The sequence below is a fragment of the Pseudomonas sp. FSL W7-0098 genome (assembly GCF_005930585.1).
Taxonomy (GTDB): domain Bacteria; phylum Pseudomonadota; class Gammaproteobacteria; order Pseudomonadales; family Pseudomonadaceae; genus Aquipseudomonas; species Aquipseudomonas bubulae.
On record NZ_RXHW01000003.1, the window covers coordinates 208,520 to 234,753 of the forward strand.

General features: G+C 54.8%; 33 protein-coding genes and 1 tRNA gene. 21 read left to right on the top strand and 13 right to left on the bottom strand.

Annotation, left to right across the window (positions count from 1 at the left end):
- Positions 1 to 28: 28 nt before the first annotated feature.
- The 4 genes from FHL07_RS06575 to mtnC all read left to right on the top strand — a co-directional run bounded on the left by FHL07_RS06575 (position 29) and on the right by mtnC (position 3,133).
- Entirely contained in the window at positions 29 to 1,177 is a 1,149-nt protein-coding gene (locus tag FHL07_RS06575) for an MFS transporter (protein WP_095002040.1), read from the top strand.
- Positions 1,174 to 1,794, top strand: a complete 621-nt coding sequence (locus FHL07_RS06580) for a methylthioribulose 1-phosphate dehydratase (protein WP_095027152.1) — start codon at positions 1,174 to 1,176, stop codon at positions 1,792 to 1,794. Before FHL07_RS06575 ends, FHL07_RS06580 begins: the two co-directional genes overlap by 4 nt.
- 100 nt (positions 1,795 to 1,894) lie before the next feature.
- Entirely contained in the window at positions 1,895 to 2,440 is a 546-nt protein-coding gene (locus FHL07_RS06585; protein ID WP_095002038.1) for a 1,2-dihydroxy-3-keto-5-methylthiopentene dioxygenase, read from the top strand.
- A gap of 9 nt (positions 2,441 to 2,449) precedes the next feature.
- Positions 2,450 to 3,133, top strand: a complete 684-nt coding sequence (mtnC, locus tag FHL07_RS06590; RefSeq protein ID WP_138738223.1) for an acireductone synthase — start codon at positions 2,450 to 2,452, stop codon at positions 3,131 to 3,133.
- 83 nt (positions 3,134 to 3,216) lie between these two features.
- On the opposite strand, the gene FHL07_RS06595 is transcribed toward mtnC, so the two are convergent.
- Positions 3,217 to 3,495 (bottom strand): DUF3509 domain-containing protein, encoded by a 279-nt coding sequence (locus FHL07_RS06595; RefSeq protein ID WP_095002036.1) that lies wholly within the window; start codon positions 3,493 to 3,495, stop codon positions 3,217 to 3,219.
- A 292-nt stretch (positions 3,496 to 3,787) separates the two neighbouring features.
- On the opposite strand from FHL07_RS06595, the gene FHL07_RS06600 reads away from it, so the two are divergent.
- From FHL07_RS06600 to FHL07_RS06620, 5 genes are all read left to right on the top strand, one after another.
- Positions 3,788 to 4,321: an ankyrin repeat domain-containing protein gene (locus tag FHL07_RS06600; RefSeq protein ID WP_095002035.1), complete on the top strand. Its 534-nt coding sequence runs from the start codon at positions 3,788 to 3,790 to the stop codon at positions 4,319 to 4,321.
- Between the two features lie 68 nt (positions 4,322 to 4,389).
- The gene (locus FHL07_RS06605) at positions 4,390 to 4,920 is read left to right on the top strand and encodes a hypothetical protein (RefSeq protein ID WP_095019565.1); all 531 of its coding nucleotides are present in this window, start codon (positions 4,390 to 4,392) and stop codon (positions 4,918 to 4,920) included.
- 84 nt (positions 4,921 to 5,004) lie between these two features.
- A complete protein-coding gene (locus FHL07_RS06610; RefSeq protein ID WP_016781476.1) occupies positions 5,005 to 5,196 on the top strand; it encodes a PLDc N-terminal domain-containing protein in 192 nt (63 codons plus the stop codon).
- Between the two features lie 203 nt (positions 5,197 to 5,399).
- Positions 5,400 to 6,275: a polyamine aminopropyltransferase gene (gene speE, locus FHL07_RS06615; RefSeq protein WP_138738224.1), complete on the top strand. Its 876-nt coding sequence runs from the start codon at positions 5,400 to 5,402 to the stop codon at positions 6,273 to 6,275.
- A gap of 353 nt (positions 6,276 to 6,628) precedes the next feature.
- The gene (locus FHL07_RS06620) at positions 6,629 to 8,707 is read left to right on the top strand and encodes an LTA synthase family protein (protein ID WP_095019563.1); all 2,079 of its coding nucleotides are present in this window, start codon (positions 6,629 to 6,631) and stop codon (positions 8,705 to 8,707) included.
- 48 nt (positions 8,708 to 8,755) lie between these two features.
- On the opposite strand, the gene FHL07_RS06625 is transcribed toward FHL07_RS06620, so the two are convergent.
- Positions 8,756 to 8,914, bottom strand: coding sequence for a DUF3309 family protein (locus FHL07_RS06625; RefSeq protein ID WP_095002031.1), 159 nt, complete (start codon positions 8,912 to 8,914; stop codon positions 8,756 to 8,758).
- Positions 8,915 to 9,115: 201 nt separating this feature from the next.
- Between FHL07_RS06625 and FHL07_RS06630 the strand changes: the two genes are divergently transcribed.
- Both FHL07_RS06630 and csrA read left to right on the top strand, forming a co-directional pair.
- Positions 9,116 to 9,448 carry a YnfA family protein gene (locus FHL07_RS06630; RefSeq protein WP_095002030.1) on the top strand — a complete coding sequence of 111 codons (333 nt, stop codon included), beginning with the start codon at positions 9,116 to 9,118 and terminating at the stop codon, positions 9,446 to 9,448.
- 135 nt (positions 9,449 to 9,583) lie between these two features.
- The gene (gene csrA, locus FHL07_RS06635; RefSeq protein WP_095019562.1) at positions 9,584 to 9,787 is read left to right on the top strand and encodes a carbon storage regulator CsrA; all 204 of its coding nucleotides are present in this window, start codon (positions 9,584 to 9,586) and stop codon (positions 9,785 to 9,787) included.
- Here csrA and FHL07_RS06640 read toward each other — a convergent pair.
- The 7 genes from FHL07_RS06640 to FHL07_RS06670 all read right to left on the bottom strand — a co-directional run bounded on the left by FHL07_RS06640 (position 9,784) and on the right by FHL07_RS06670 (position 13,212).
- A complete protein-coding gene (locus FHL07_RS06640) occupies positions 9,784 to 10,011 on the bottom strand; it encodes a YheU family protein (protein WP_095002028.1) in 228 nt (75 codons plus the stop codon). The genes csrA and FHL07_RS06640 overlap by 4 nt on opposite strands.
- Positions 10,012 to 10,056: 45 nt before the next feature.
- Positions 10,057 to 11,058, bottom strand: a complete 1,002-nt coding sequence (locus tag FHL07_RS06645; RefSeq protein WP_095021346.1) for a glycosyl transferase family protein — start codon at positions 11,056 to 11,058, stop codon at positions 10,057 to 10,059.
- On the bottom strand, positions 11,055 to 11,390 hold the full coding sequence (locus FHL07_RS06650; RefSeq protein WP_095025501.1) for a TusE/DsrC/DsvC family sulfur relay protein: 336 nt from the start codon (positions 11,388 to 11,390) through the stop codon (positions 11,055 to 11,057). The genes FHL07_RS06645 and FHL07_RS06650 overlap by 4 nt, the downstream gene beginning before the upstream one ends.
- Complete coding sequence (gene tusB, locus FHL07_RS06655; RefSeq protein WP_095002025.1) at positions 11,387 to 11,674, bottom strand: sulfurtransferase complex subunit TusB; 288 nt, start codon at positions 11,672 to 11,674, stop codon at positions 11,387 to 11,389. Before tusB ends, FHL07_RS06650 begins: the two co-directional genes overlap by 4 nt.
- Positions 11,674 to 12,036, bottom strand: coding sequence for a sulfurtransferase complex subunit TusC (gene tusC / locus FHL07_RS06660; protein ID WP_138738225.1), 363 nt, complete (start codon positions 12,034 to 12,036; stop codon positions 11,674 to 11,676). Before tusC ends, tusB begins: the two co-directional genes overlap by 1 nt.
- A gap of 1 nt (position 12,037) precedes the next feature.
- A complete protein-coding gene (tusD, locus tag FHL07_RS06665) occupies positions 12,038 to 12,430 on the bottom strand; it encodes a sulfurtransferase complex subunit TusD (protein WP_095019560.1) in 393 nt (130 codons plus the stop codon).
- Positions 12,431 to 12,540: 110 nt separating this feature from the next.
- Entirely contained in the window at positions 12,541 to 13,212 is a 672-nt protein-coding gene (locus tag FHL07_RS06670; protein ID WP_095002022.1) for a Bax inhibitor-1/YccA family protein, read from the bottom strand.
- Positions 13,213 to 13,336: 124 nt separating this feature from the next.
- Between FHL07_RS06670 and FHL07_RS06675 the strand changes: the two genes are divergently transcribed.
- From FHL07_RS06675 to FHL07_RS06685, 3 genes are all read left to right on the top strand, one after another.
- Positions 13,337 to 13,424 (top strand) — tRNA-Ser (locus FHL07_RS06675).
- 490 nt (positions 13,425 to 13,914) lie between these two features.
- Complete coding sequence (locus tag FHL07_RS23795; protein WP_238705504.1) at positions 13,915 to 14,916, top strand: polymorphic toxin type 44 domain-containing protein; 1,002 nt, start codon at positions 13,915 to 13,917, stop codon at positions 14,914 to 14,916.
- 55 nt (positions 14,917 to 14,971) lie between these two features.
- Entirely contained in the window at positions 14,972 to 15,322 is a 351-nt protein-coding gene (locus FHL07_RS06685; RefSeq protein ID WP_138738226.1) for a hypothetical protein, read from the top strand.
- Between the two features lie 198 nt (positions 15,323 to 15,520).
- Here FHL07_RS06685 and FHL07_RS06690 read toward each other — a convergent pair whose 3' ends face one another.
- A complete protein-coding gene (locus tag FHL07_RS06690) occupies positions 15,521 to 16,039 on the bottom strand; it encodes a cysteine hydrolase family protein (RefSeq protein ID WP_138738227.1) in 519 nt (172 codons plus the stop codon).
- Between the two features lie 698 nt (positions 16,040 to 16,737).
- On the opposite strand from FHL07_RS06690, the gene FHL07_RS06695 reads away from it, so the two are divergent.
- The 4 genes from FHL07_RS06695 to FHL07_RS06710 all read left to right on the top strand — a co-directional run bounded on the left by FHL07_RS06695 (position 16,738) and on the right by FHL07_RS06710 (position 20,815).
- The gene (locus FHL07_RS06695; protein WP_095020783.1) at positions 16,738 to 17,490 is read left to right on the top strand and encodes a hypothetical protein; all 753 of its coding nucleotides are present in this window, start codon (positions 16,738 to 16,740) and stop codon (positions 17,488 to 17,490) included.
- Between the two features lie 18 nt (positions 17,491 to 17,508).
- On the top strand, positions 17,509 to 17,856 hold the full coding sequence (locus FHL07_RS06700; RefSeq protein WP_095002018.1) for a hypothetical protein: 348 nt from the start codon (positions 17,509 to 17,511) through the stop codon (positions 17,854 to 17,856).
- Positions 17,857 to 18,576: 720 nt separating this feature from the next.
- A complete protein-coding gene (locus FHL07_RS06705; RefSeq protein ID WP_138738228.1) occupies positions 18,577 to 20,178 on the top strand; it encodes an ABC transporter substrate-binding protein in 1,602 nt (533 codons plus the stop codon).
- Positions 20,179 to 20,455: 277 nt separating this feature from the next.
- Complete coding sequence (locus tag FHL07_RS06710; RefSeq protein ID WP_138738229.1) at positions 20,456 to 20,815, top strand: hypothetical protein; 360 nt, start codon at positions 20,456 to 20,458, stop codon at positions 20,813 to 20,815.
- Positions 20,816 to 20,967: 152 nt separating this feature from the next.
- Here FHL07_RS06710 and FHL07_RS06715 read toward each other — a convergent pair whose 3' ends face one another.
- The gene (locus FHL07_RS06715) at positions 20,968 to 21,360 is read right to left on the bottom strand and encodes a cupin domain-containing protein (RefSeq protein ID WP_095020781.1); all 393 of its coding nucleotides are present in this window, start codon (positions 21,358 to 21,360) and stop codon (positions 20,968 to 20,970) included.
- A gap of 622 nt (positions 21,361 to 21,982) precedes the next feature.
- Between FHL07_RS06715 and FHL07_RS06720 the strand changes: the two genes are divergently transcribed.
- Positions 21,983 to 23,071 (top strand): YkvI family membrane protein, encoded by a 1,089-nt coding sequence (locus FHL07_RS06720; RefSeq protein WP_095002014.1) that lies wholly within the window; start codon positions 21,983 to 21,985, stop codon positions 23,069 to 23,071.
- 39 nt (positions 23,072 to 23,110) lie between these two features.
- Here the strand turns inward: FHL07_RS06720 and FHL07_RS06725 are convergent, their stop codons facing one another.
- Together FHL07_RS06725 and FHL07_RS06730 are read right to left on the bottom strand one after the other, a co-directional pair.
- Positions 23,111 to 23,674, bottom strand: a complete 564-nt coding sequence (locus tag FHL07_RS06725) for a cysteine hydrolase family protein (RefSeq protein WP_095002013.1) — start codon at positions 23,672 to 23,674, stop codon at positions 23,111 to 23,113.
- 66 nt (positions 23,675 to 23,740) lie between these two features.
- Entirely contained in the window at positions 23,741 to 23,998 is a 258-nt protein-coding gene (locus FHL07_RS06730; RefSeq protein WP_138738230.1) for a hypothetical protein, read from the bottom strand.
- Positions 23,999 to 24,169: 171 nt separating this feature from the next.
- Between FHL07_RS06730 and FHL07_RS06735 the strand changes: the two genes are divergently transcribed.
- Positions 24,170 to 24,880: a response regulator gene (locus FHL07_RS06735; protein ID WP_095002098.1), complete on the top strand. Its 711-nt coding sequence runs from the start codon at positions 24,170 to 24,172 to the stop codon at positions 24,878 to 24,880.
- Entirely contained in the window at positions 24,877 to 26,232 is a 1,356-nt protein-coding gene (locus FHL07_RS06740) for a sensor histidine kinase (protein WP_138738231.1), read from the top strand. Before FHL07_RS06735 ends, FHL07_RS06740 begins: the two co-directional genes overlap by 4 nt.
- The last annotated feature ends 2 nt before the right edge of the window (positions 26,233 to 26,234 follow it).

Consider the following 26,234-nt stretch of genomic DNA (forward strand, 5'->3'; position numbering starts at 1 on the left):
GATTGTTGAGCGTCACGGTCTGACGGCCGTGGCGACACTTCCTTACTGGCGTCTGTCAGGCTTCTATCTTTTCTATTTCGCCTTGCTGGGTGCCACAGCGCCGTTTCTGGCGCTGTACTTCAATCACCTGGGGTTTTCCAGTGCGCGCATTGGCGAACTGGTGGCCATCCCGATGCTGATGCGCTGCGTTGCGCCCAACCTGTGGGGCTGGTTGGGGGACTACAGCGGTCAGCGTCTGCTGATCGTGCGTCTGGGTGCGCTCTGCACCTTGTGCAGTTTTGCCCTGATCTTTGTCAGCCAGAGCTATGCCTGGCTGGCGCTGGTGATGGCGCTGCATGCGTTCTTCTGGCATGCGGTGTTGCCGCAGTTTGAAGTCATTACCTTTGCCCACTTGCGTGAGCAGCCTGAGCGTTACAGTCAGATTCGTTTGTGGGGCTCGATCGGTTTTATCCTTACCGTGGTGATCCTGGGCCGCCTGTTCGAATGGCTGAGCCTGGATATCTACCCGGTGGCGCTGCTCGTGATCATGGCTGGCATTGTGCTGTGCAGCCTGTGGGTGCCCAATGCGCAGCCCTCCAGCCTGGGCCGCAAGCAGGTGGAAGGCGGGTTCTTGAAGCAACTGTTCAGCCCGGGCGTGCTGGCGTTCTATGCCTGTGTGGCGCTGATGCAAATGAGCCACGGCCCGTACTACACATTTCTGACTCTGCATCTGGAACACCTCGGCTATAGCCGTGGTGTGATCGGCTTGCTCTGGGCCCTGGGAGTGGTGGCCGAAGTGCTGATGTTTTTGGCCATGCGCCGTATCCTGCTGAAATTTTCCGTACGCCGGGTGCTGATGTTCAGTTTTATCCTCGCTGCCTTGCGCTGGCTGTTGCTGGGGTCTTTTGCCGAGCACCTGTGGGTGTTGCTGTTGGCGCAGCTGCTGCACGCCGCCACCTTTGGCAGTTTTCATGCCTCGGCCATGACCTTTGTGCAACGCAGTTTCGGTCCCGGCCAGCAAGGCCAGGGCCAGGCCCTGTACGCCACGCTGGCCGGTATCGGTGGCGCCGTGGGGGCGCTGTACTCCGGTTACAGCTGGAACACCCTGGGCCCCGCTTTCACCTTTAGTATGGCGAGTGTCGCAGCGCTGGCTGCAGCCGTTATCATTGCCACCCGACTGCAAGAGGACAGGCCATGAGCCTTACCCGTGAACACCTGAGCCTGGAAATCATTGAAGCCGGGCGCTTTTTATATGCGCGTGGCTGGTCACCGGCTACCAGCAGCAACTATTCCACCCGGTTGTCGGCCAGCCAGGCGCTGCTGACGGTGTCGGGCAAGCACAAGGGCCAGCTGGGACCTGATGATGTGCTTGCCACTGACCTGGCAGGCAACAGCCTGGAACCAGGCAAGAAACCCTCCGCTGAAACCCTGCTGCATACCCAGTTGTACAGCTGGCGCCCCGAAATTGGCGCGGTGCTGCACACCCATTCGGTCAATGCCACGGTGCTGTCGCGCCTGACGCCGGGCGACAGCATTGAATTTGAAGACTACGAACTGCAAAAGGCTTTCAGTGGCGTCTCGACCCATGAGTCCAGGGTGCTGGTGCCGATTTTTGACAATGATCAAGACATCGCGCGGCTGGCGGCCAAGGTTCAGCCATGGCTTGAAGCCCACCCGGACTGTGTGGGCTATCTGATTCGCGGGCATGGCCTTTACACGTGGGGCGCGCGCATGAGCGACGCCTTGCGCCAGATCGAAGCCTTCGAATTTTTGTTTGAATGCGAACTGAAAGCTCGCGCAATACTCAATCGTTAACGCTGACTTCACCGTGAAGAAGCTCACACCCTGATTTGAACGGTCTGCCTGAACGGCCTGTAAAAGCCGAATGCGCGCCGAAGCCGAGGAACCACGCCCCATGAGCAGTTTGTCCGTTTATCACGTATCGAGCCCGGAACTCCCCAACAAGGTGCTCACCCATTTTGATGATATCGCTTCAACACTGGCCGAGCAGGGCGTGCGCTTTGACCGCTGGCAGGCCGCCACGCAGATCCAGCCGGGCGCCAGTCAGGATGAAGTGATCAACGCCTATCGCGTGCAGATTGACCGGCTGATGAGCGAGGGTGGTTATGTCACCGTGGACGTGATCAGTCTCAACAGCGATCACCCGCAAAAAGCCGAATTGCGCGCCAAATTCCTCGACGAGCACCGCCATGGCGAAGATGAAGTGCGTTTTTTCGTCGCCGGTCGTGGCTTGTTTACGCTACATATTGGCGACTATGTGTATGCGGTGTTGTGCGAAAAGAACGATCTAATTTCAGTACCCGCAGGCACGCCGCACTGGTTCGACATGGGTGAGCATCCGCATTTTGTCGCCATCCGCCTGTTCAACAACCCGGAAGGCTGGGTTGCCAACTTTACCGGCGAAGACATCGCTGAACGCTTCCCGCGCCTCGAAGACTAAGGATCTCCCATGCCGATCAAAGCCATCCTGACCGATATCGAAGGCACCACCAGCGCTGTCAGCTTCGTATTTGACGTGTTGTTTCCGTATGCGGCCAAACATCTGCCCGGGTTTGTGCGCGAGCATGCCGAAGACCCTGAAGTGGCCATGCAGCTGGGCGCAGTACGCCTGGATAGCGGCGAGCCTGAGGCCGATGTCGAACGGGTCATCGAGATCCTCCAGCAATGGCTGGCCGAAGACCGCAAGGCCACACCACTCAAGGCCTTGCAAGGGATGATCTGGAAGCAGGGATACGCCGCGGGTGAGCTTAAGGGCCATGTTTACCCGGACGCGGTCGAAGCGCTGCGCGAGTGGCATGCCAAAGGGTATGACCTGTATGTCTACTCGTCAGGTTCGATACAGGCGCAAAAGCTGATTTTTGGCTGTTCCGAGGCGGGTGACCTGACGCCACTGTTCAATGGCTACTTTGACACCACCTCCGGGCCCAAGCGTGAGGCGCAATCCTATCGCCACATTACCGAGGCCATAGGCTGCCCGGCCGGGAAGATCCTGTTTTTGTCGGATATCGTTGAAGAACTCGATGCTGCACAGGCGGCCGGCATGCTGACCTGCGGTCTGGTCCGTGAGGGTGGGGAACTGGCGGGACATAAAACCGTGAGCAGTTTTGCCGAGATTGATCCTGCCGCAGTTTGAATAACACTGCTGTGGGAGTGAGCCTGCTCGCTCCCACAGTCATGCCGTTCTCTATCGCGGACTGCTTTGCACTACCCTTGGATTCAGCGGGTGTGATAGGTCGGCAGGGCAAAACGATGCTGGCTTTGCAGCAGCGAAATGGTCGGCAATTCACTGGCAGTGCCTGCCAGGTCACGACGAATCGCGCTGATGGCCCAAGTCAGTTCCTCGGCGGTATGCAGTTGGGTGTAAGAAAGTGTGCGCTGGGTCTGTTTGCCTTCGTTGTCACACAATGTCAGCAGCACGCCGCCATCCGGGCGGGGTTTAACGGTGACAGTGTGGTTGGAGAACAACGATGCGAATTTTTCCTGGATCAGGCTCATATGTTCAGCTCCATTAGCGCTTGAATGCTTGTATGGAGTAGAGATTGCAGTGATTGTGCCACTATTCTTTTTTTAAAAAATCCATATAAATCAACAGCTTATAATTTATGCAAAAAGCATTTATCGTGCATTTTGCATGAGTGGCCATCGTGCATCCTGCATTTTGCCCAGTCGGTATCAGGCTCAGACAGCTGATTGATTGTTCCTATGGGTGCATTGAGCAAAAAAGGGGTGACACCGTGTCTGCGTCTCAGGAAACTAGGTTTTTTTTGTAGCCAGGGTGGAACCTTACATGTCAGAGAACAAGCCAGCAGACCAGAGCCGCCAGATGACCCCGGAAGAGGCCGCCGACTTTGCCGAGCAGGTGTTCAACAAGGCACGGGATGGTGATGCTGCAATGCTGGCAGCCTTGCTGAGCAAGGGCTTGCCGGCCAATTTGCGCAACCACAAGGGCGATACCCTGTTGATGCTGGCCAGCTATCACGGCCACGTTGAAGCGGTGAAGGTGCTGCTTGAGCACAATGCCGACCCCGAGATCCGCAATGACAATGGCCAGAGCCCGATTGCAGGTGCTGCCTTCAAGGGCGACCTGGAAATGGTCAAGACCCTGGTTGAAGGTGGCGCACAAGTTGAAGGCGCATCATTTGATGGCCGTACAGCGCTGATGATGGCCGCCATGTTCAATCGTGGGGAAATCATCGATTACCTGATCAGCAAGGGCGCCGATCCAAAAGCCAAGGACGCCAATGGCATCACCGCCCTGGATGCCGCCAGGACCATGGGCGCAGCCGAAACCGTGGCGCAACTTGAGAAGCTGTTGGGCTGATCGCCCCTTGAAGGGCGCAATTGATATATCCTGCGCGCCCTTAATTTTCCTTGTGACAGGCCTCGCCCATGAAAACCACTCTCGTTGAACTCATCAGCAAAATCAGCTCTGGGTGCATGGGCGACGACGAAATCGCCTCCATCGCGGACGAGGCGGCTCAAGCCTACGCCGATCAGGCAGCATTTCTGCTTGCCAACCCGGACATCAACTACGACGACAGCTTCCCGATCCCGCTGGGTGAATGGGTTGTGGTGGGCAGCTTGCCGGAAACGGTGTTGTTCCAGGCCGATACCTGGATGGACCTGTTTGCCCAGATCGTCGCCTCTTTCGGTCCTGATGTAGCGTTCAATATCAAGCCAAAGCAATTGGCCAAGACCGAAGCGCTGACCGCGCTCAACCGCATCCAGATCCAGATGGGCAGCATGAGCCCGGAGCAGGGCGGTTATGTGCTGGTCAACCTGAGCCAGCCGCTGGACGACGAAATCCAGGTGGTGCTGGTTTACGGCAATGACGTGCCGCGCGTGCTGGAACTGTGTGCCGAAGTCGGCATCGCCGCTGCGCCATCGCTGGAAGCTCTCAAGGTTGCCGTCCACGTCTGAAACCCTGGCTGCTGCAATAAAAAACGGAACCCTGGCCGTGGGTGACTATCCTATGAGCACAAGTACTCACTCGGGAGCGTCATCATGGGTTCAACGTTTAATGGTCTGATCGGTCTGATTATTCTGGCCCTGGATATCTGGGCCATCATCAACGTAATCAAAAGCGGCGCCGGGACGGGCGCGAAAGTGCTTTGGGTGCTGCTGATTCTGTTCCTGCCGGTACTGGGGCTGGTGATTTGGGCCATCGCCGGGCCGAGGGGCAATGTGCGTATTTGAGCTGCTTGCCAGCGGGCAGCGACGATAAATCGTGGTTGCCCGCTTAGATTGTCGGCGTCAAGGTTCGACCTGTCATGTTCCTCGACGTAGAATGCGCGCCTTTCTTGGGCAGTTGGACCCGTGTCGCGATAGCGGTATGAGGTTTGGCTGTCGATCATGGGCGGGTGACCGTCCGTTGCCACCAGCATTCAAGGGGACTACCCATGGCCGAATCGCTTGACAACCACTATCTCGAAACCCTTTACGAAGGCTATGGCCAACGCTTTCGCATGGACAAGCTGCTCCATGAAGTGCGAACCGATCACCAGCATCTGGTGATCTTCGAAAACCCGGTCATGGGCCGCGTAATGGCTCTGGACGGCGTGATCCAGACCACCGAAGCGGACGAATTCATCTACCACGAAATGCTTACCCATGTGCCGATCCTGGCCCACGGTGCGGTCAAGCGCGTGCTGATCATTGGCGGTGGTGATGGCGGCATGTTGCGCGAAGTCTCCAAGCACATTGGCATTGAACACATCACCATGGTCGAGATCGACGGCACCGTGGTGGACATGTGCAAAGAGTTCCTGCCCAACCACTCCAGGGGTGCGTACGACGATCCACGCCTTAACCTGGTGATCGACGACGGCATGCGCTTTGTCGCCACCACCGAAGAAAAATTCGACGTGATCATCTCGGATTCCACCGATCCGATCGGGCCGGGCGAAGTGCTGTTCTCCGAGAACTTCTACCAGGCTTGCCACCGTTGCCTGAATGAAGGGGGTGTACTGGTCACCCAGAACGGCACGCCATTTATGCAGTTGCAGGAAGTGCAGACCACCGCCGGGCGCATGCGCAGCCTGTTTGCTGACTGGCATTTCTACCAGGCTGCCGTGCCTACCTATATCGGCGGCTCCATGACCTTCGCCTGGGGTTCGACTGATGCGAGCTATCGCAAGTTGCCGCTTGAGACCCTGCGTCAACGTTTTGCCGGTAGCGGTATCGTGACCCGCTACTACAATCCGGAAGTTCATATCGGTGCTTTCGCCTTGCCGCAATATGTTTTGCAGGCTATCAACAAGCCAAGCAACGACTGAGGCTGTGCAGTAGCAAGGCAGGGCGTCAGTTGTAGAACTGTGGGAGCGGGCTTACCCGCGATGCAGGCGACGCGGTTTAAAGTTGGACCGCGTTGCTCCAATCGCTAACAAGCCCGCTCCCACAGGGAATGAGCGCCCTTTCTTATGTTTCAAGATGTGCTCTGCACGAAATTTTCACGGTACCTTTAAGACAATTCGCACGCAAAATTTTGCCTGTCTACTCGTAAACGCCTCAGTTCAGGCGTTTCTGGTGGGTCTCGGGTCAAAATCTGTGTAATTAAAGAGCGATGCACCCGTGGCAAGCCACCGGTGATAAAGCCACTTCAACTTGAACCAATGGGTCCTAAAACGACATGGCAAACCCGGACGCCCCAAGCCAACAGCACGCGGCCACGCGTGTGTTGCAACCGACCGTCAAATCGCATCTGGCGTTTACGCTGCTCTGTGCCTTGATCATGATGGTGATGTTCACCCTGTTGCGGGTGGCATTGCTGGTTTACAACCGGGAAATGATCCTCGACACCCCGGCATCGACGTTCCTTGAAGCCTTCGGCAACGGTCTGCGCTTTGACGCCCGGATTGTCGTGTACTTCAGTATTCCGCTGCTGCTGGCGGTGCTCAGTGTCAAGGCCATGGCCATGCGCGGTGTGCTGCGTTTCTGGCTGACTGCAGCATCCAGCCTGGCGCTGTTTTTGGGCCTGATGGAGATGGACTTCTACCGTGAGTTCCATCAGCGTCTTAACGGTCTGGTTTTCCAGTATGTGAAGGAAGACCCGAAAACCGTGATGAGCATGCTTTGGTATGGCTTCCCGGTGGTGCGTTACCTGCTGTCCTGGGCTGTCGGCACTGTCATTTTGTACTTTGCCTTCCGCGGCGCCGACCGCGTGACCCGTTCCAGCGCTACCCGCGCGGCTGCTGGCACTTCGCGTGCGGTGGCGCCCTGGTACGGCCGTGCAGCGGTATTTGTCGTGCTGCTGCTGGTGTGTGTGGTCCTGGCCCGTGGCACATTGCGTCAGGGTCCTCCGCTGCGTTGGGGTGATGCCTACACAACCGACTCCAACTTCGCCAATCAGTTGGGGCTCAACGGCTCTCTGTCATTGATTGCCGCTGCGAAAAGCCGCTTCGGTGACGATCGCACCAATATCTGGAAGGCTACCCTTGAGCAGCCCGTAGCGACGCAGACCGTGCGCGACATGCTGCTGACTGAAAATGACAAGCTGGTTGATCCTGATACCGCTCCTGTGCGTCGCGATACCACGCCGCCTGCGGAAAAAACCCTGCCTATCAAGAACGTCGTCGTAATCCTGATGGAAAGCTTCGCCGGTCACTCGGTGGGTGCGCTGGGTCGTCCGGGCAATATCACCCCGTACTTCGATGAGCTGTCCAAGCAAGGCTTGCTGTTCGAGCGCTTCTTCTCCAATGGCACCCATACCCACCAAGGCATGTTTGCCACCATGGCGTGCTTCCCGAACCTGCCGGGTTTTGAATACCTGATGCAGACCCCGGAAGGCAGCCACAAGCTGTCCGGCTTGCCGGAACTGCTCAGCGCCCGCAAGTTCGATGACGTGTATGTCTACAATGGCGACTTTGCCTGGGACAACCAGTCTGGTTTCTTCAGTAACCAGGGCATGACCACTTTTGTAGGTCGTAACGATTTCGTTGACCCGGTGTTCTCTGATCCTACCTGGGGTGTGTCCGACCAGGACATGTTCAACCGCGGCCTGGAAGAGCTGAAAAAGCGTGAAGGCAAAGAACCTTTCTATGCGCTGCTGCAAACCCTGTCCAACCACACGCCGTATGCCTTGCCTACGCCATTGCCGGTCGAGCCGGTAACCGATCGCGGTTCGCTCAACGAGCATTTGACGGCGATGCGTTATTCCGACTGGGCGCTGGGGCAGTTCTTCGAAAAAGCGCGCAAAGAACCCTACTTCAAGGAAACCCTGTTTGTGATCGTGGGCGATCACGGTTTCGGTAACGAGCAGCAGATTTCCGAGATGGACCTGGGGCGTTTCAACGTGCCGTTGCTGCTGATCGGTCCTGGCATCCAGGAGAAGTTTGGTACACGCACTGATATCGTGGGCACTCAGGTCGACATCGTGCCAACCATCATGGGGCGTCTGGGTGGTGAGTTCCGTCAGCAATGCTGGGGCCGTGACCTGCTGACTCTGCCTGAGGGTGACAAGGGCAGTGGTGTGATCAAGCCGTCTGGCAGTGACCAGACCGTGGCGATCATCAGTGACGACCACTTGCTGGTGCAGCCTAAAGACATGCCGGCCAAGGTTTGGCAGTACAAATTGGGTGCCAACCCTGAAGCGACCGTGGTCACTGACTCGCCTGAAGCGACCGAGCTGAAGAAAAAGCTCGAATCCTTCCTGCAGACCGCGACCAAGAGCCTGCTGGACAACACCGCAGGTGTGGCTGATCCGAAATAATCAGCCAGTTAAATAAAAAAGAGGCCTCAGGGCCTCTTTTTTATTGGGTCAAATCTTGCCGAGCAACAGTAATATCAACAGTACAACCAGTACGGTACCGATAATCCCTGAGGGGCCATAGCCCCAGCTTTTGGAGTGCGGAAACACAGGTAATCCGCCGATTAACAGCAAAATCAGGACGATCAGAAGAATTGTGGTCATGAGCATTTCCTTTTTGTGGTGTTCCGCCAACGTTCAGTTTTACGGGGCGCCGCTTCAGGAACAAGGATGGGCAGTGCTTATAAAATCCGACTCTCCAGCTCGATGAATAATTCAACTTTTTTCATGCCGTACTCAAAAACAGTTCTGCCTTGATCGGTGGCAGGTGCGCAGGTAGGGTGGCGCGCTGCCCACCTGGAAACACTGCACATGCTCAATTACGTTTGGTTTTTTTTGGCTGCTCTGTTTGAAATTGCAGGCTGCTACGGGTTCTGGATGTGGCTTCGTCAGGGCAAAAGTGCCTGGTGGGCTTTGCCCGCTATTCTGAGCCTGGTGCTGTTTGCCCTGCTGCTGACCAAGGTTGAGGCAGCCTATGCCGGGCGGGCCTATGCGGCCTATGGCGGGATTTACATCGTGACATCCATTGCCTGGCTGGCAGTAGTGGAACGTATCCGGCCACTGGGCTCAGATTGGCTCGGGGTAGGACTGTGCGTGATTGGCGCGACCATCATCTTGCTGGGACCGCGTTTTACCCCCTCGTAAAGGGAAAATTCCGTAGGGAGTACGTAGGAATAAGCCTTGTATGCAGTAGGTTGTAACTGAATTAACTTGTAAGTATTGAAGCCGGTTTTTATGCCGTGCAGTCTTTGTGGCTCCCCACCCTTGAGGATGAGAGCCATGCAGATACTGAGTCGAACCGTCGGAGAGCATTTTTCAATCGGGGAAGATATAACGCTGTTTGTCATCGCCGTTAACGGCAACAACGTGCGCCTGGGGATTGAAGCTCCCAGGCATATCAGCGTGCATCGCTCGGAAATTTATGAGCGGATAAAAAACCAGCCCGTCGGGCAGCAGGCAACCGGATCTTCGGCCAAGGTTTAATCAAAAAATTCCTTCGGTACCGCGTGCCTGGGCATCAGTTGGCATTGCTGGCTTTCCAGATCGAAGAAAATTACTGCCTGGCCTTTGCTCAATGCATGTCGAACCCGCAGTACACGGGTTTCTTGGGGAGTGTCATCGCCGTTGTCCGTGCCGTCGCGACTCACAAAGTCCTCGATCAGGCGGGTGAGGGTGTCGGGTTCAAGCTGGTCGTAGGGGATAAGCATCTTGGGCTCTCGTAAGCAAGCGTGTTGAGGTGGTTGGCCTTGGGCTTAAATCGCCTTGTTGCGGTTGTCCCAGTAATGCTGAGCCAGTTCAAAAGCTTGCGCCCGGGGTGTGCCCAGACCGCGCAATGCCAGGGCCATGGTCGACAGCAAGGCCAGTTGCGGGTAGCTGTCCTGGACTTCTCCACGCCACAATGCCTTGAGGTGTTCAGGGTCTAGTGACGCTGGTTTGACATGGCGCTGTGAAGACAGTGCTGGCCATTCTTCATCCCAGTCAACACCAGCTGTAGTGCCGTAAAGATGGCTTGCGCTATCGGGGTTGATTTCGACTTCGCCGCCATCACCCTTGACCACAATACTGGTGTCACCCAGCAAACCGCTGGCTTCGCGATGCACGCTTTGATAGCCCGGATGGAAGATGCTTTGCAGGCCGCAGCGCGCACCCAGCGGGTTGAGTATGCGAGCCAATGAATGAATCGGCGAGCGCAGCCCGAGGGTGTTGCGCAGATCGATCATGCGTTGCAATTGTGGCGCCCAGTCCTGCAGCGGCATAAAGGCCGGATTCCCCGCATCCAGGGCCTCGTTGACACTTTGCCAGTTGCGACACAGTGGAATGGCCAGCGCGTCGAGAAGCTGCTCGCTGTACATTCGGCCCGCGGTATGGGCGCCGCCGCCATGCATGAAAATGCGTACACCGTGCTGTGCCAGGCACTTGGCTGCCAGCAAGTACCAGGGCAGGTGGCGTTTTTTACCGGCGTAAGTCGGCCAGTCAATGTCGACCTTGATCGCGGGAGGTGTCAGTCGCTCCCTGACGGCCTCGGTAAAACCGGCCATTTCCTCTGCGCTTTCTTCTTTATGCCGCAGCAACATGAGGAAGGCGCCCAGTTGCGTGTCTTCTGCCTTGTCGTCAAGCAGCATGCCCATGGCTTCGCGGGCTTCTTCCCGAGTCAGGTTGCGGGCACCCCGTTTGCCTTTGCCCAGGATGCGTACAAATTGCGCAAAAGGGTGTTCGGCGGGAGTTTCAAGTGTCAGCGCAGCGGGAGTGTTCATAGGCAATTGGTCGGTTTGGGCAGGCCCGCCAGCTTGGCGGCGAGTTTGGCAGGGGTGCCGTTAAACAGTCGGTTGAGATGCAGGCTATTGCCCTTTTCTGGACCCAATTTGAGTGCCGTGTACTTGATCAGAGGGCGAGTGGCAGGCGATAGCTCGAACTCCTGATAAAAGCTGCGCAACAACTCGAGGATTTCCCAGTGTTCGGCGCTCAACTCAATACCTGCCTGCGCCGCCAGTGCCTGAGCAACATCAGCGGACCAGTCGTTGAGATCGAGCAGATAACCGTCCTTGTCCAGCTCGATATTTTTACCGTCGAGGGTGAGCGTATTCATAGCCAGCTGTTGACCTTGTCGTAACGAATCGACAGCTCGACGAAAGCCGGGTAATCAACGCAGGCCGCCCATGGCGGACATTCCAGGTTGCGTGCCTGCAAGTCCTCTTCAAGGATAAATACGGTTTTTCCAGTCAGGGCTGTGAGAGCAGTGCCTTGAAGCTGCAGGGCATACACCGCGTCGCCACAGAGCAAAAGGGCATCGTCGCTGCCTAACACGCGAAGACAGCTGCTCAGGCGTATGTCAGAAAATGGTGAGTGGCTCACAACATGTAGAGTCGACATCAGAGAGTGATCACTTGGTCATAACGATCAATAAGAGCGCGGACAGCTTCAGTCGACAAGAGCTGCACATCAATTGCCGCAAGCCCCTCGGTTGAGATGCCGCGTTCGTCAAGGCTGTGGTTGCAGGCAAACAGATCGTCAACGCCGAACATGGACAGGGCCTGCAGATTGGCCGTTAGATTCTTCTGCTGGATGGCTGCGACATTTTGAGTCGCCAGCAGCTGAAAAATACCGTCATCCATAAACAGCAGAGCAATCGGCAAATCAAATGCACCGCCTGCCAGCACGATATCCAGTGCTTCTTTGGCGCCGGGCCCCGACCACGGTGCCTGACGGCTGATAATCAATAGCGACTTGGGCATTTCAAGGTCCCCCGAAACAGATCAATCGATCGGCCGATTGAATGGCATCGTGCAATTGGCCCAGTCCGGACAACTCCCAGGGTGCATGAACATTGACCCCGGGCCGCTGATAGCGTGCGGACTCGTCTTCATTGAGTACACCGCGGCGCAAGGCAGCGGCAATACAGACCACACCATCGAGTTGGTGCTGGCTGACAAAAGTTGCCCATTGTTGCGCAAGGTCCTGCTCGTCTTGCGGCGTGACGATATTGCTCGAGGCAATATGAACACCGTCCTGATAGAAGAACAAACGGACAATTTCATGGCCGCCTGCCAGCGCTGCCTCGGCAAAGCGCAAGGCTCGACGGGAGGAGGGGGCATGGGCCGCTGAATAAAGGGCAATGGCGAATTTCATGGTGGGCTCTGTCGGCAAATCTGGGGCAATGATAAAGCCAGATGCCCAAAGATGCTTGTGGCAGACAACAAAAAGCCCGCCGAAGCGGGCTTTTGTATAGCGGTTGTTGATCAGTCGTCGCGGCTCATGATGCCGAAAATTTGCAGCAGGCTGATAAACAGGTTGTAGATCGATACATACAGGCTGATGGTAGCCATGATGTAGTTGCGCTCGCCGCCATGAATGATGGCGCTGGTCTGGAACAGAATGCAGACCGACGAGAACAGTACAAAACCGGCGCTGATAGCCAACTGCAGGCCGCTGATCTGGAAGAAGAAGCTCGCCAGCGTAGCGCCCAGCAGAACAAAGAAACCGGCAGTGATGAAACCGCCGAGGAAGCTCATGTCCTTGCGAGTGATCAATACATAGGCAGACAGGCCGCCAAATACCAGAGCCGTCATGGCAAAGGCAGAACTGACCACCTCGGCGCCGCCCTGCATGCCCAGGTAACGGTTGAGAATAGGGCCCAGCAAGAAGCCCATGAAACCGGTAAGGGCAAAGGCAGAAACCAGGCCCCATGCCGAATCACGCAGCTTGTTGGTCAAGAAGAACAGGCCGTAGAACCCGATCAGCACAACGAAAATATTGGGATAGCCGACCCGCAGCTGCTGCGAGACATAAGCCATCACACCGCTGAAAGCCAGGGTGAGGGCCAGCAAACCGTACGTATTGCGCAGGACGCGGCTAACCTCTAGCTGCTCGGCCTGCACGCTGCTATTAACTGCGTAATCCTGTTCGCGCATGGCGATACTCCTGTGTTTAGAAATGTTAAGTAGCAAAGATCATAGCAGAGGCTCTGAAACAAGCGATCAAGAGAGTTTGACAACGTGTTTCATTCAGGTATTATGGCGCCCGAAACAACGTATAGGAGGTGTGGCCGAGTGGTTTAAGGCAACGGTCTTGAAAACCGTCGACTGTAACAGGTCCATGAGTTCGAATCCCATCGCCTCCGCCATATTGCTACACCGCAGAGCCCGCCTTTTGGCGGGCTTTGTCGTTTCTGGGGGGTGGGGAAGGGCGCTGCACCGAGCTCGTCGTTTTCGCATAGCTTCAGACCGTGTCCGCATCTGGGGCAATTTTAGAGCCCGATCCAGCGTTTTTAACGCCTGTGTTTGAGTCGGAGGGAAAGTGCTTTTTAGCTGTGCACTTTTCGCCGATTTAACAGGTAGCTTTCACAATTTTCACAACCCGTATGTAAACAGTCGCCGCTACCTGCATACCCGTGTACCTCACCTGCTTTCGTTTTGCCTACGAAAGCAAAGTATTCAATATACTTGAGAACCGTTATTGTCATGAACTCATGAAGGCGCCATTTCGTATTATGCGTACCAAAAACCTCGTCACTAAACTTCGGTCTGTACATATGTTGTGACTTTATAAATTTGTATGAGTAGGGAGTTCGATGAATAATATAAAGTCTGGATTGATTCATAAGGAGTATGAATATGCCATTAGAGCTTGGTCCGATATCTGTTGTGGGGAGAATAATAGACTTCTCCATTCCTGGTACATCGAGAGAGTCTATGATGCCAGATTATATGCATGATATGCTCGGTCTATTGATAAGGGCGCTTGAGAATGTAACTCAATGGATTTTTGATAATGCATATAGATTTGATATGCAGCACAAAGATAATATTGCGGCCATAGATTTTGAGATTGACCAGGAAATCAAGGGTGCAGGTGGGCTAAATATGCCTATGGATGTATCCACGTCAAGCAAAATAATCACAAGAGAGAAAAATATCCTGGTAACACTATATATGGCTAAAGAGAATGAGGCTGATAGAAAGGTTAAGGTTTCTAAAGGTTCTGGGGACGGCAGTGATGTACAAGCTTCAAAAAGGCCAAGTGCGGGGAGTTTTACTCAGGCCGGGAAGATGAGGGTCATAGTTAATACACCTAAACTTCTTGATTGGGCACAGAGGTATGAATTTGCCAGGTTGTCTGAGGTCTATTCAGAAACGGCCCGACGTTTGAAAGAAAAGCAGCAGAAATTGGCTCTCATAGAGGTGGCTAAAGCGACAAATCTGCGCGATGCGAAAGAGCAAGCCAGACATAAACAGTATCCTAGCGCTCCACCCGGCGTCTCTTTAGATGAGAACCTAGAATTTGCGAAAAGCCAAAAAGCATACTTTAGTATTAAAGGTAGAGGTTTTTTGCTCAGCTGGTTTTACACCCAAGTCAGAAACAAGGGCGAGTGGGATTACAAAAAAGGCCAGCCTCAGTATGAGAGCTTCGGTAATTTTAATTATGGTGCTGTTGGTACGGCAGCTGGGATTTCTGAAGCGGTACTTTTAAGAGCAGCTGGTGCTGCACAGTCCTTAGCTGGGACTTCTCAGGCAGAATTCGATAAATGGTGGTCAGAGGCTCCTTACGGCGATGATCCTGTTGATCAAGTATGGATTAAAGCAGGAATAGATTATGCGAAGTCGAAGGGGTATTAAATGGGTTTTTTGGAGTTTGTTTGCTGTTTGTCTTGTGCAGGCTTTGTACATATACATGTCTGCTCCAGGCAGGCCTGATCCTGTCAAGATTACTTCAGTTACAAATGTTGGCCATGGCGGGGCCATCTATGAGGTCTTATATGATTCTGGTGGCGCTACGGTGCCATTGGTCTATAGGTATTTCCTGATGAATCTTCAACCTGGCGATGAAGAAGCGCTTCAGAAAGCAAAGAAGACCGCCCCATTCCTTGTTACAAAAAGCTCTGCAGCTGTTCGCGAGGTTTTAGATGATCGGGTCAAACTAAAAGTTGATGGGGTTATTTATGAGTTTCACAATATCTCATTGTTTAAAGTTGATGGTGAGATCAATATCGTGAAATTCGATCTTGATTCAACTGCCCCATAGATTTTTAGTTGAAAAAAACACCGGCCTGGAAGAAAAATACTCCCGCATAGCATGTGGCCTACAGGCCACGTGCTGTATTTCTCCATAGAGGTCTTGAAAGCAGCCGGCCTCGACAGGTATTAGCGCTCGATTTTTACCTCTGTGCCTCATTGTTTTAGCAACAGATCAGCCTGGATCAGCCCGATCTGTCGACCGAGACTAAAACCCCCAGTCCTCAGCGTTGATGACACGACAGAATGGCCCCGCCAGGGTTGCATTGTGATGAGCGATAATCTGCTGTGCCTTCAACGCAGGGGTGTCACTGCAGGTATGGCCATCGGCAATCAGTACTGCGTCGAACCCAAGGTCTCGTGCCGCGCGGCAGGTGCTGTCGACACAATATTGGGTTTTCATGCCCGTGATGACCACACCCTCAACACCAAGAGCCTGTAGCTGGTCGGCCAGGTTTGTCCTGGCAAAGGCGTTGGGGCGGTTTTTCTCGAAAATCACTTCGTTGCCCTGTAGCACCAGTTCCGGTATCAGTTGGGTCAACGGGCTTCCCGGTTCAATCGGTGAACCGGTAGGGCCGACATGACGGGCGAGAAAGACCGGGGCACCTGCGCTCCGGGCTTTATCCAGCAACGTGTTCAATGTGTCCAACAGGGCCTCGCCAGCCCATGGCTTGTCCGGGCCATGCACCAATCCTACCTGCATATCAAGAATCAACAGTGCATACATGGGGCTTTTCCTTGCGTTTTGGCCAGTGACACAAGGGCAAAAGAAAAGGCCCTTACCATCACTGGCGGGCCTTTGAAGTTCGTGCGTTATGGACTCACGATACCTCTCACGATACCTCTCACGACCCGCCTTCGGCGGTCGTGGTAGTCGTGGTCAAGGCAACTCGTAATTGATTCATGGAGCTGACAGTAGCTGCGTATCAGCGGGTTGGCAAGCAGGAGCAGGAAGCGTCATGACTTCGAGCTGGCCAGCCATATACCCATATGCTTCTTGGAAGCCGCGGCCAATCAAACTTAGACTAAAGGTCGTCCAGCGCAACCTACACGCGCTGTGGTGATACGAGATGTTGTTGGTGGGAGCCTCGTCTTCTTGGGCATGAGCACAAGGCAAAAGGGTAGTTTGCCGCGGTCATCGACGTACTGCGGTGTCTTGAGCTTGAGTTCCAGCACGCACAGTCTGTGCTTTAAATTAAATATTGAACGTAGCCCTGCTACTTTAACGAAACAGTCATAGAGATTCTGTACGCCGAGGTGCTGCGTGGGGGGGTAATTAAAAGTATGGGGTCAGTCATGCAATATTTTGAGTTTATTATGGTTCTGTGGGGGCTCATAATGAATAGCGGGTAATTTGTTTTTCGGTAATATTAATTAAGTGCGTGTGCTTTGCAGGCATTTCTTTAATTATCGGGGGGCGGGATCATGAAGACGCTGGGGGTTTTGCTATGGGTTTTTGTGACAGTTATATTAAAGGCTCCTTATTCATGGGCCGAGCCACCAGGTACGGTATGGCGAATGGATACCCGGCCGGAGCATCTGATATTTCACGCTGGTTTCCAGGCCTGGGGTAGTAACTTTAATGTTCATGACCATGTGACCGGCGAGTCATGCGTCAACAGGCAACAGGGGCAGCGAGATTCAGGCTTTGTCTCAACCGCGGCAAACTTTCAGTTCATTCGCACTGCCGCAGCAGCCAGGGCTTTTGCCCAACCCGGTCAGCGTATTTATCTTTATCGCGTCAGGCCGGACAGCAACTTCTTCAATGCCGAGGCCTCATTGCGGACATTGCATGACAACAACCCGCAAGTCCCGATCACCCCCTTGAACTACCATCCCTCACGGGCAGCCAATGAATATATAACGCCGACCCTCATTCCTACTCAAAATATCAGGGATGTGGAGTCCTATATTGTTGTCGACGGTGAGTTGCAAGTTTCAACTGCTCAGGTTAACCCCCGTTATGTGGCCGATAATACCCGAGCCACGAACAGGCCCTATTTCAACGGTGAAGCCCCACGAGAAAGAAGGCCGACCTGGTTGGGCATGATCCCGATGGTCGGGGCGTGCCTGGCTGCGTCGCGTTCGGATCTGAAGCAAGATATTCCAGCAATAATGTTTACCCTGGAGTCTGTTTATAACAGCAGTACCTCCATTATTAACCATGATGAGCTATAAACGTTGAGGAGTATGAGCATGCGTCTTGCAGCCTTGTTGTTGGTGTTGAGTGTCAATGCTTTTGCCGAAGAGCCTGGCTTGATGGGTGTGAGTCGGGATATAAAGTGCGCGCAGGGCACGGTGAAGCAAATACATATAGGGGCAGGTAACTACGACAGCGGCAATGGGATCAGTGTAATGTTAACTTCGACCGGAACGCGCTGGTGGGCAGTTCATGGGGAGCGCAATCTGAATGATCCCACAGGTTATGCACTGCTTAATATGCTGTCCCTGTCGAAGCTGACAGGCCAGCAAGTGTCTCTTCTGGATGAATCCGGCGGCGGATGTAATTACTTTACGGGTGTGGTCTTGACAAATATGTATTAAGTTTCGATGGGTCACTATTCAAGTGGGTGCGGCACACTTGCAGAATAAAGGTGTTTGTTGTCTGCACTTTGCCGCGCCCGCTGTTAATTGTGTCCTGTACGATTTGCGATACAGAACACTCAGCGCCATCGCTAAGCAGTGGCCTGTGCGGCGTCTGTTTAAAGTATGCAGGGGGATACAAGGGCTGGTATTGGCATGTTCAGGTCTAAGCGGTCATGAGGGTGTGCAGCCCGATGGTGGATTATTCAGAGGAATTCCTACGCTTGAAAGTGCACGACTGAAACAGTTCGAGGGGTTTATTTATTACAAGTCACCCGCCTCGCCGGCGGTGTGATTTAGGGTGTCCATAGAGCCCGACTTGACCAAGCGCATGCTCAACCAATGATCAGCCTGATCGCGCTGAAAGCCTGTGGCAAGGAAGCATCAGGCACGAAATAAAATAAGGGGCCGAAAGCCGGGTGCGCCAACTTCCCGCCCACTCAAGGCTCCTGCGCTGTACATACAGCGAAATGAGCCTGGCCGCTGTCTTTTCGGGGCTGGAGGTGTCCAGGGCGCTGAGGCGACTCTATCGCCCTTGATTTCGAAGTTCTGCAGGCGTGTATGCCGTCCGTTTTCCAATAATTCAGGTTTCCGCTATCTGATGTTCGGCAACGACGTTAATCTCGGTGGGTGCCGGTTTCGTTTAGGCGCTTATTTATGTCTGCAACTTCAAGGGTCTCCATGGATAGAATCGCCTTCAAACCGCTCCTTCTCGTCGCCGGCCTCCTGGCGTTCATGCCAATGGCCCACGCCGCCAGCACGCTGGTTTACTGCTCCGAAGCCAGCCCCGCCGGCTTTGACCCCAGCCAGTACACCAGCGGTACCGATTTTGATGCCTCCGCCGAAACCGTATTCAACCGCCTGATCCAGTTCAAACGGGGTAGTACTGAAGTCGAACCTGGCCTGGCCACCCGCTGGGATGTCTCCAATGACGGCCTGACCTACACCTTCCACCTGCGCGATGGCGTCAAGTTCCATACCACCGATTTCTTCACCCCGACCCGGAATTTCAACGCGGATGACGTGTTGTTTACTTTCGATCGCCTGCTGGATGCCCAGAGTCCGTTCCGCAAGGCTTACCCGTCCGAATCGCCCTATTTCACCGATATGGGCTTGAACACCACGATCAAGAGCGTCGACAAGCTCGACGACCGAACCGTGCGTTTCAACCTCAATAACGTTGATGCCGCCTTTGTGCAAAACCTGGCCATGAGCTTCGCCTCGGTGCAGTCCGCCGAATACGGAGCCCAACTGCTCAAGCAGGGCAAGGCTGAAGAGATCAATCAGAAACCGGTGGGCACCGGGCCGTTTGTGTTCAAGCGCTATCAGAAGGACTCGCAGATTCGTTACGTCGGCAACAAACAGTACTGGAAGCCCGAGGATGTGAAACTCGACAACCTGGTTTTTGCCATCACCCCTGACGCGGCGTCGCGCCTGCAGAAACTCAAAGCCGGGGAGTGCCAGGTCAGCGGTTACCCGCGACCGGCGGATATCGAAGTGATGAAGCAGGATCCCAACTTGCGAGTGCTGCAGCAAGCCGGGTTCAACCTGGGGTTTCTGGCTTACAACGTGACACATCCGCCGCTGGACCAACTCAAGGTGCGTCAGGCCCTGGACATGGCCATCGACAAGCCGGCAATCATCAAGGCCGTGTACCAGAGCGCAGGGCAATTGGCGCAGAACGCCTTGCCACCTGCGCAGTGGTCTTATGACCCGACAATCAAGGATGCCACCTACGACCCGGTCAAGGCCCGGCAGCTTTTAAAAGAAGCTGGGGTTGCACCAGGGACCACTATCAACCTGTGGGCGATGACCGTTCAACGCGCCTCCAACCCGAACGCGCGTATGTCGGCACAAATCATCCAGCAGGATTGGGCAAAGGTCGGCATCAAGGCCAATATCGTTAGCTACGAGTGGGGCGAGTACATCAAGCGCGCCAAGAACGGCGAGCACGACGTGATGATTTACGGCTGGACGGGCGACAACGGCGACCCGGATAACTGGCTCGGCGTGCTCTACAGCTGCGCGGCGGTCAAGGGCAGCAACTACGCCAAATGGTGCAACCCAGACTATGACAAGCTGGTGCAGCAAGCCAAACTCAGCAGCGACCGCGAACAACGCATCAAGTTGTATCAAGAGGCGCAGAAGATCCTCAAGGAGCAAGTTCCGATTACACCCATTGCGAACTCGACGGTTTTCCAGCCCCTGCGCAAGGAAGTGACTGATTTCAAAATCAGCCCCTTTGGGCTGACACCGTTCTACGGGGTGAGCCTGGATAAGTAACAGCAAGCCCCAACTGAGTGCACCAGAAGCCCGGGATGGTTTTTGGTGCGCTCGCGGCACCGAAATAACCTCGCTATAGACGTGAATAGGCCAAAGTCTTATGCAAGGTATGCACTGAAATAATGCGTTTGCTGCCGAATTTGAATATGCCGAACTTACAGGCGCTTCTTTAATAGAGGCCAAGGCGCATGTTGGTTTGCTATGCGTACAAAGTTTGCAAGGTTCTGTGGATAACCCCCGCCTTCAGGGTGACGAGCTGTCCCATCGAAACGTCATTATGGATGCGGCTGTTGTGTGTGAGCGGCTCTGGATGCAGTTTGGAACCTGGTTGAACCATGAGCGAAGCCTTTATTTATGTGCGTTGACTTTTAACCGGTTCGGGCAGTGGCAGAGTGCTCTGGATAGTGCTGGCAAGGCACTGGTCATTATCGAATCGAACGGGGTGGAGGAGGTGGACAGGGCATTCTTGCTGCTTCAAGTGTCTAAAGCTTGCCAAGGGCTGGGCAATAGGGGAAGCGTTGATGAGGCACTCCATGCTGCAGACCGGATTGCTCAGGGTTTCGATTCGCAACTGAGTCGTTGGTTTTTGGATGTGCGTTCCAAGTTAAAGGTCGCGGACTTTGTACCTGCTGATTGAAACGGATTAAACATCAGGGGGGTCATCAATGAGAGTACGGATCCATTGTAATGTCTTCAGTGACCATGCCAAAAGAAGCAGTATATCCTCCCCCTGATTTACCTCATGTTAGCCATGCAAGATGCTGCCCGGTGTGATGCGCAGTCGCTGGATCAGGGTGCAGGGACAGAAAAGCTCTTGCCTTTTTCCACTACCCAGGTGGCAAGAACGGTAGCGCCCTGTGGGCCCGCTTTGCTGATGTGGGGTTCGTGCGCCAGGTGTTGAAAACTGTCACCGGCCTTTATTCGCTTTTCAGGCTGCCCATCCATTGTAATGATGACCTCGCCTTCAAGCACATAGGCGACTTCTGGTCCTGTATGCATGTGGCGAGCCTTGACTTCGTTCGGGGCGAGTACTGCTTTTTGCAAGCCCATTTGATAGTGGGTATCAGGCATGTCGATTCGTTGTAACACGTCAGACTTTGCGGGTGTTGGCATGTCTGCGATGGCAGCTCCCGCCCAGAGGACGGCACTCAACATAAATATGGCTGGGGGCGTGCCTTTCATTATTTGATTTCCGGTTTATGACGCTTGATTGGCTGTGCGAGTCAGACGTTTTTAGGTGTTCATGTTTTAAGTTTTCTGCGTAAAAACAATAGATTTTTGGGCTCGCTAAAGTATGTAGTTTTTTTCTGTTACTTGCGTGGTTCATTTCTTTTCATATTTGTGCGAAATTTAATGTGTGTCAGGTTTGTTTAGTGTGTCGTTATTATGTTGTTCGTTCATTCCATCATTTTCTTGTGGTCATTGGCTGTTCCCGGGGCTGTACGCGGGGGCGTGCGAAAATGCGCAGAGGCCAGCACAGAAATAAGCTAAGTGACTGATTTATAAAAACAAGCATGTATCTAAATGTTTCTGATGGTTTTGCGGTCAATAATGCCGCTTGCGAGATAATTGATAGGGTAAAACCTCTCCGGCATGACGTTTTAGCTGAATTTTGTTGTGTATATGGTGAAATTACCTGCGCAACACTTCCTATACTGCCCGCGGTGTCTACGTACCTGTACAGTTCAGCCAATCACGATGAGTGATCGAACTGCTATGGCGATAGCCACCCTGCGTAAATGAGGTGGTGTCCGCGTCGTCTTGTTTCCTGCACCTAATAAGTCTAAGAATGAGAAAAAGTGTAATGAATAAACAGTCGATCCAGATTGCGCTTGCGTACATGTCCGTAGTTATCGGTGGTGGCTTTGCCTCCGGGCAGGAGGTGCTGCAGTTTTTCACCGGCTATGGGCTTATCGGTATCCTGGGCACCCTGGTAAGCGGTTTGATGTTTGCCTTCCTCGGTATGCAGATCGCCCGCATGAGTTCGAAGATGCAGGCCAACTCGCACAAGGAAGTACTCTACGCCCTGTTCGGCGCACGTCTGGGCTGGGTCGTCGATGTGGTGCTGTCATTCTTCCTCTATGGGGTTGGTGTGGTGATGCTGGCCGGTAGCGGTTCGATTTTTGCCCAGCAGTACGATCTGCCCCCATTGTTTGGCGGTGTATTGATGACCGTGCTGGTGATCGCCACGCTGTGCATGAACGTCAAGCGCATCATTGATCTGATCAGCGCAGTCATGCCTTTTCTGCTGGCGATGGTGCTAATCATCACGACCTACTCGATTTTCAGCTACAACGCTCCAATCGAGACCCTGGATGCTGTGGCGCGTGAAAACAACGAGACGGTCACTGGCAACTGGTTTGTCGGCGCCTTGCTCTACGCTTCGTTCAATATCGCGGTAGGTTTCCCGATGCTGGCAGTGATCGGTGGCATGACCAAACAACCCAAGGCGGCCGCTCTCGGCGGTGTGCTCGGCGGGCTTGGTTTGGGCGCCCTGATCCTGTTGTTGAACATCGGCCTGTTTGCCAACATCAACCAGCTGCAGGGTATTGAAATGCCGTCCCTGGCACTGGCCGGACGCATCTCGCCACTGCTCTCGGTGGTGATGTCCATCGCACTGGTGTGCATGGTCTACAGCACTGCGGTTGGGATGTTCTTTGCCTTCAGTGCACGCTTTGCCAAGCCGGAATCGGGCCGTTTCAAGTTGTTTAGTGCAGTGACCGTTTGTGTCGGCCTGGCTTTGAGCCTGGGTGGTTTCAGCAAGTTGGTGGGCACCGTGTATCCGCTGCTGGGCTACGTAGGCTTTGCGCTGATCCTCGCCATTTGCTTCAGCTGGCTGCGCAGCCGCTCGCTGGCCAAGGCGGAAAAAACCGCGCTGGACGCGGTCTCCTGACCCCGGCAGCCGCCGAACGCAAGTTCGGCGGCTTCCTTCCTAGCCCTGCTGTTCAAGTATCTGGTTGACGTCCCGGACCCTGGCGTAATCCATTGCCATGCTGGCAAGCGACAGTGCATGTACATCCTCGGCAGGCCACAGGCGTCCATTCAGGTCTATCTGATCGAATGTATAGCAGGCATCCGATCCCACAATCACATCGAACCCCAGGCAACCTGCTGAGCGAACCGTGCTCTCTACGGAATTATTGGTGATCACGCCGACGATGACCAACTGCTCAATCCCGCGCGTGCGCAACCAGCGTTCCAGGCCTGTGTTGGTAAATGCATCGGGTACGTTCTTTTCAACCACGTGCTCACTATCGAGCGGGGCCAGCCCCTCCTGAAACTCGCAGCCAGGCTGGCCGGGCCAGAATACCGAGGCAGGCGATCGGGATATATGCCGGACATGGACTACCGGACGCTGTACATGCCGCCAGGTTTCCAGCAGGCGCTGTACGTTGAGCTCGGTGTGCGGGTTGTTTCTGCGACCAAGCCCGGGAAGGCTTATCCCTTTTTGCATATCGATGATGATCAGTGCCGCATCGGATTTGATCAGGGGCATGGCCGTTCTTCTGGCTGGGGATAGGGAGCACCATGCTAAGTCTATTGCGCCGGGGTCACCAGATGGCTACAGGTCTTTATCCTGGCTCAGGGTTTGCGGTTCGCCGTGGCTGATCATCCATTTCAGCAAAGCCCTCACCGGCACTGTATGAGTGCTCTCGATCCACTGAACACCTTCATGGCTGTAATGCTCGATATAGCGGCTGAGTACCAGCGTGTCGCGATCGTTCGACAGGCGCAGGCTTGTTTCGCGACAGTGCAGGGCGGCGTTGGCACGCTTTACCAGTCGCTGCTCCAGGATCATGGCCGGGTTTTCGCAAGGCATGGGTACACGCGTTCTTGGCAGGAAAGAGGTCTGATCCTCGCATTCGCGGTTTGCCTGGATATGTCTGCTTTTTTGCCTGGCCGCAACTTTGTTACCAAGTTGAAATATATGACGCAGCGGGACGAATAGTTTTAGATGGAAGCCTTTACATACCTTAAGTGGAATGCGCCGGTGAGCAGCCTTTTGATCGTGGACGATGACCTGGAGGTCCTCGCGCTTCTGAAGAAGTTTTTTGTACAACACGGATATTCGGTGGAGGTGGCCACCGATGGCACGTCACTGTGGGCGGCGATGGCGCTGCAACCACCGGACCTGATCATTCTCGACTTGATGCTGCCTGGCGAAAACGGCCTGATGCTGTGTCAGCGTTTGCGTCAGCAATACCCCACGCCGGTCATCATGCTGACGGCCATGGGTGAGCTGAGTGATCGGGTCGTCGGTCTTGAAATGGGCGCCGATGATTATCTGAGCAAACCTTTTGATGCCCGGGAACTGTTGGCCAGGGTGCGTGCCGTGTTGCGCCGGGCAGGGCAGGGCCAGCCCTCGGTCGGGCAGGTGCCGCGGCCACTGATGAAGTTTGCGGGCTGGCAACTGGACCTTACCCGTCGCGAACTGCGCTCACCGGATCAGGTGATGATCCCCTTGTCTGCCGGAGAGTTCGATTTGTTGCTGGTGTTTGTTGAGCATCCCCAGCGCATTCTGACTCGCGAACTGTTGCTGGATCTGGCTCGTGGCGCTGGCCATGACGCGTTCGATCGCAGCATCGACGTACAGGTCAGCCGTTTGCGGCGCAAGCTGGAGTTCGACAGCAAAGGGGTCGAGATGATTCGCACCGTGCGCAATGTCGGTTACCTGTTCACGCCCGGGGTGACCTGTCAGTGACGGGCTGGATTTCAGGCTGGCGCCTGCGCTCACGCAACACCATCGCACGCTGGATTGCCTTGACCACCATTGTCGCGATGCTTACGGCGCTGGCATTCAATGCGCTGTTTACTCAGTTGGCGGGTGTTTGGGCTTACCCGCCGCTGAGTGAAATCGGGCTGCTGGAAAAGATTTCCCTGACGACCAAGCTGATCGAAGCTTCGCCGGCGCCACAGCGCCAACGGCTGGCTGCGGCAGCCACTGACAGCGCCCTGAGCATCAGTTGGCATTCCAGCCGTGCCGGCCTGGATTTGCCGCAGGTGGCAGAAGCGGCCAGTCGCACGGCCACGCCGCTGGCGCAGCGGCTGTTTAATAGCCCAGAGCGACGCCTTGAAGCCTATCAGCCCGATGACTGGCCACAGCACAACGGGCATTACGCCCTGCTGGTGCAACTGGAGGATGGCTCATGGCTTATGTTCAGCATCGCATCGCGCAGCTGGGGCCTGGGCCAATGGCAGCGAAACCTGATTTTGATCCTGCTGGTGTTGTTGTCCACGGTGCTTGTGGCGCTGATCGCTACTCGCCATCTGGCCAGGCCTTTACAGCAATTTGCCGAGGGCGCCCGGCGTTTTGGTGTCGATTTTCGTGCGCCGCCCATTGAGCCGGTTGGCCCTCGGGAGATCCGACAGGCCATTCTTGCGTTCAACGCCATGCAGGCGCAGTTGCAACATTTCATAAAAGACCGTACCCAGATGCTCGCGGCCATTTCCCATGACTTGCGCACCCCGCTGACACGCATGCGACTGCGCGGTGAGTTTATTGACGACCCGGACCAACAACAGCGTCTGTTTCGCGATGTAGACGAGATGCAGGCCATGATCAACTCCAGCCTGGAGTTCTTTCGCGACGATGCCCGGCTGGAGCAGGCCACGCAATTTGACCTGGCAGGGTTGTTGCAAACCCTGATTGATGACTACCGCGACCAGTCCATTGACATTGCCTTCAACGGTCCTGAGCACCTGGTGTATTTGGGCCGGCCGCTTGGCCTGAAACGGGTGATGACCAACCTGCTGGATAACGCTATCAAGTACGCAGGCGAGCCGGCCATCGAGCTGAGTCGGGACGATGAGCAGGTCACTGTTTTCGTTCTTGACCGGGGGCCGGGCATTCCTGTCCAAAGTCATGAGCAGGTGTTTGTGCCTTTTTATCGGCTTGAAGAATCGCGCAACAAAAGCACCGGCGGAGTGGGGCTCGGACTGTCGGCAGCCAGAGCGATTGTGCTGGAACACGGCGGCTCGCTAACCCTGAGCAACCGCACGGGTGGCGGGTTGGCGGTGAGGGTTGTGTTGCCGGTGCTCAAGGGGGCAGGGTGAAT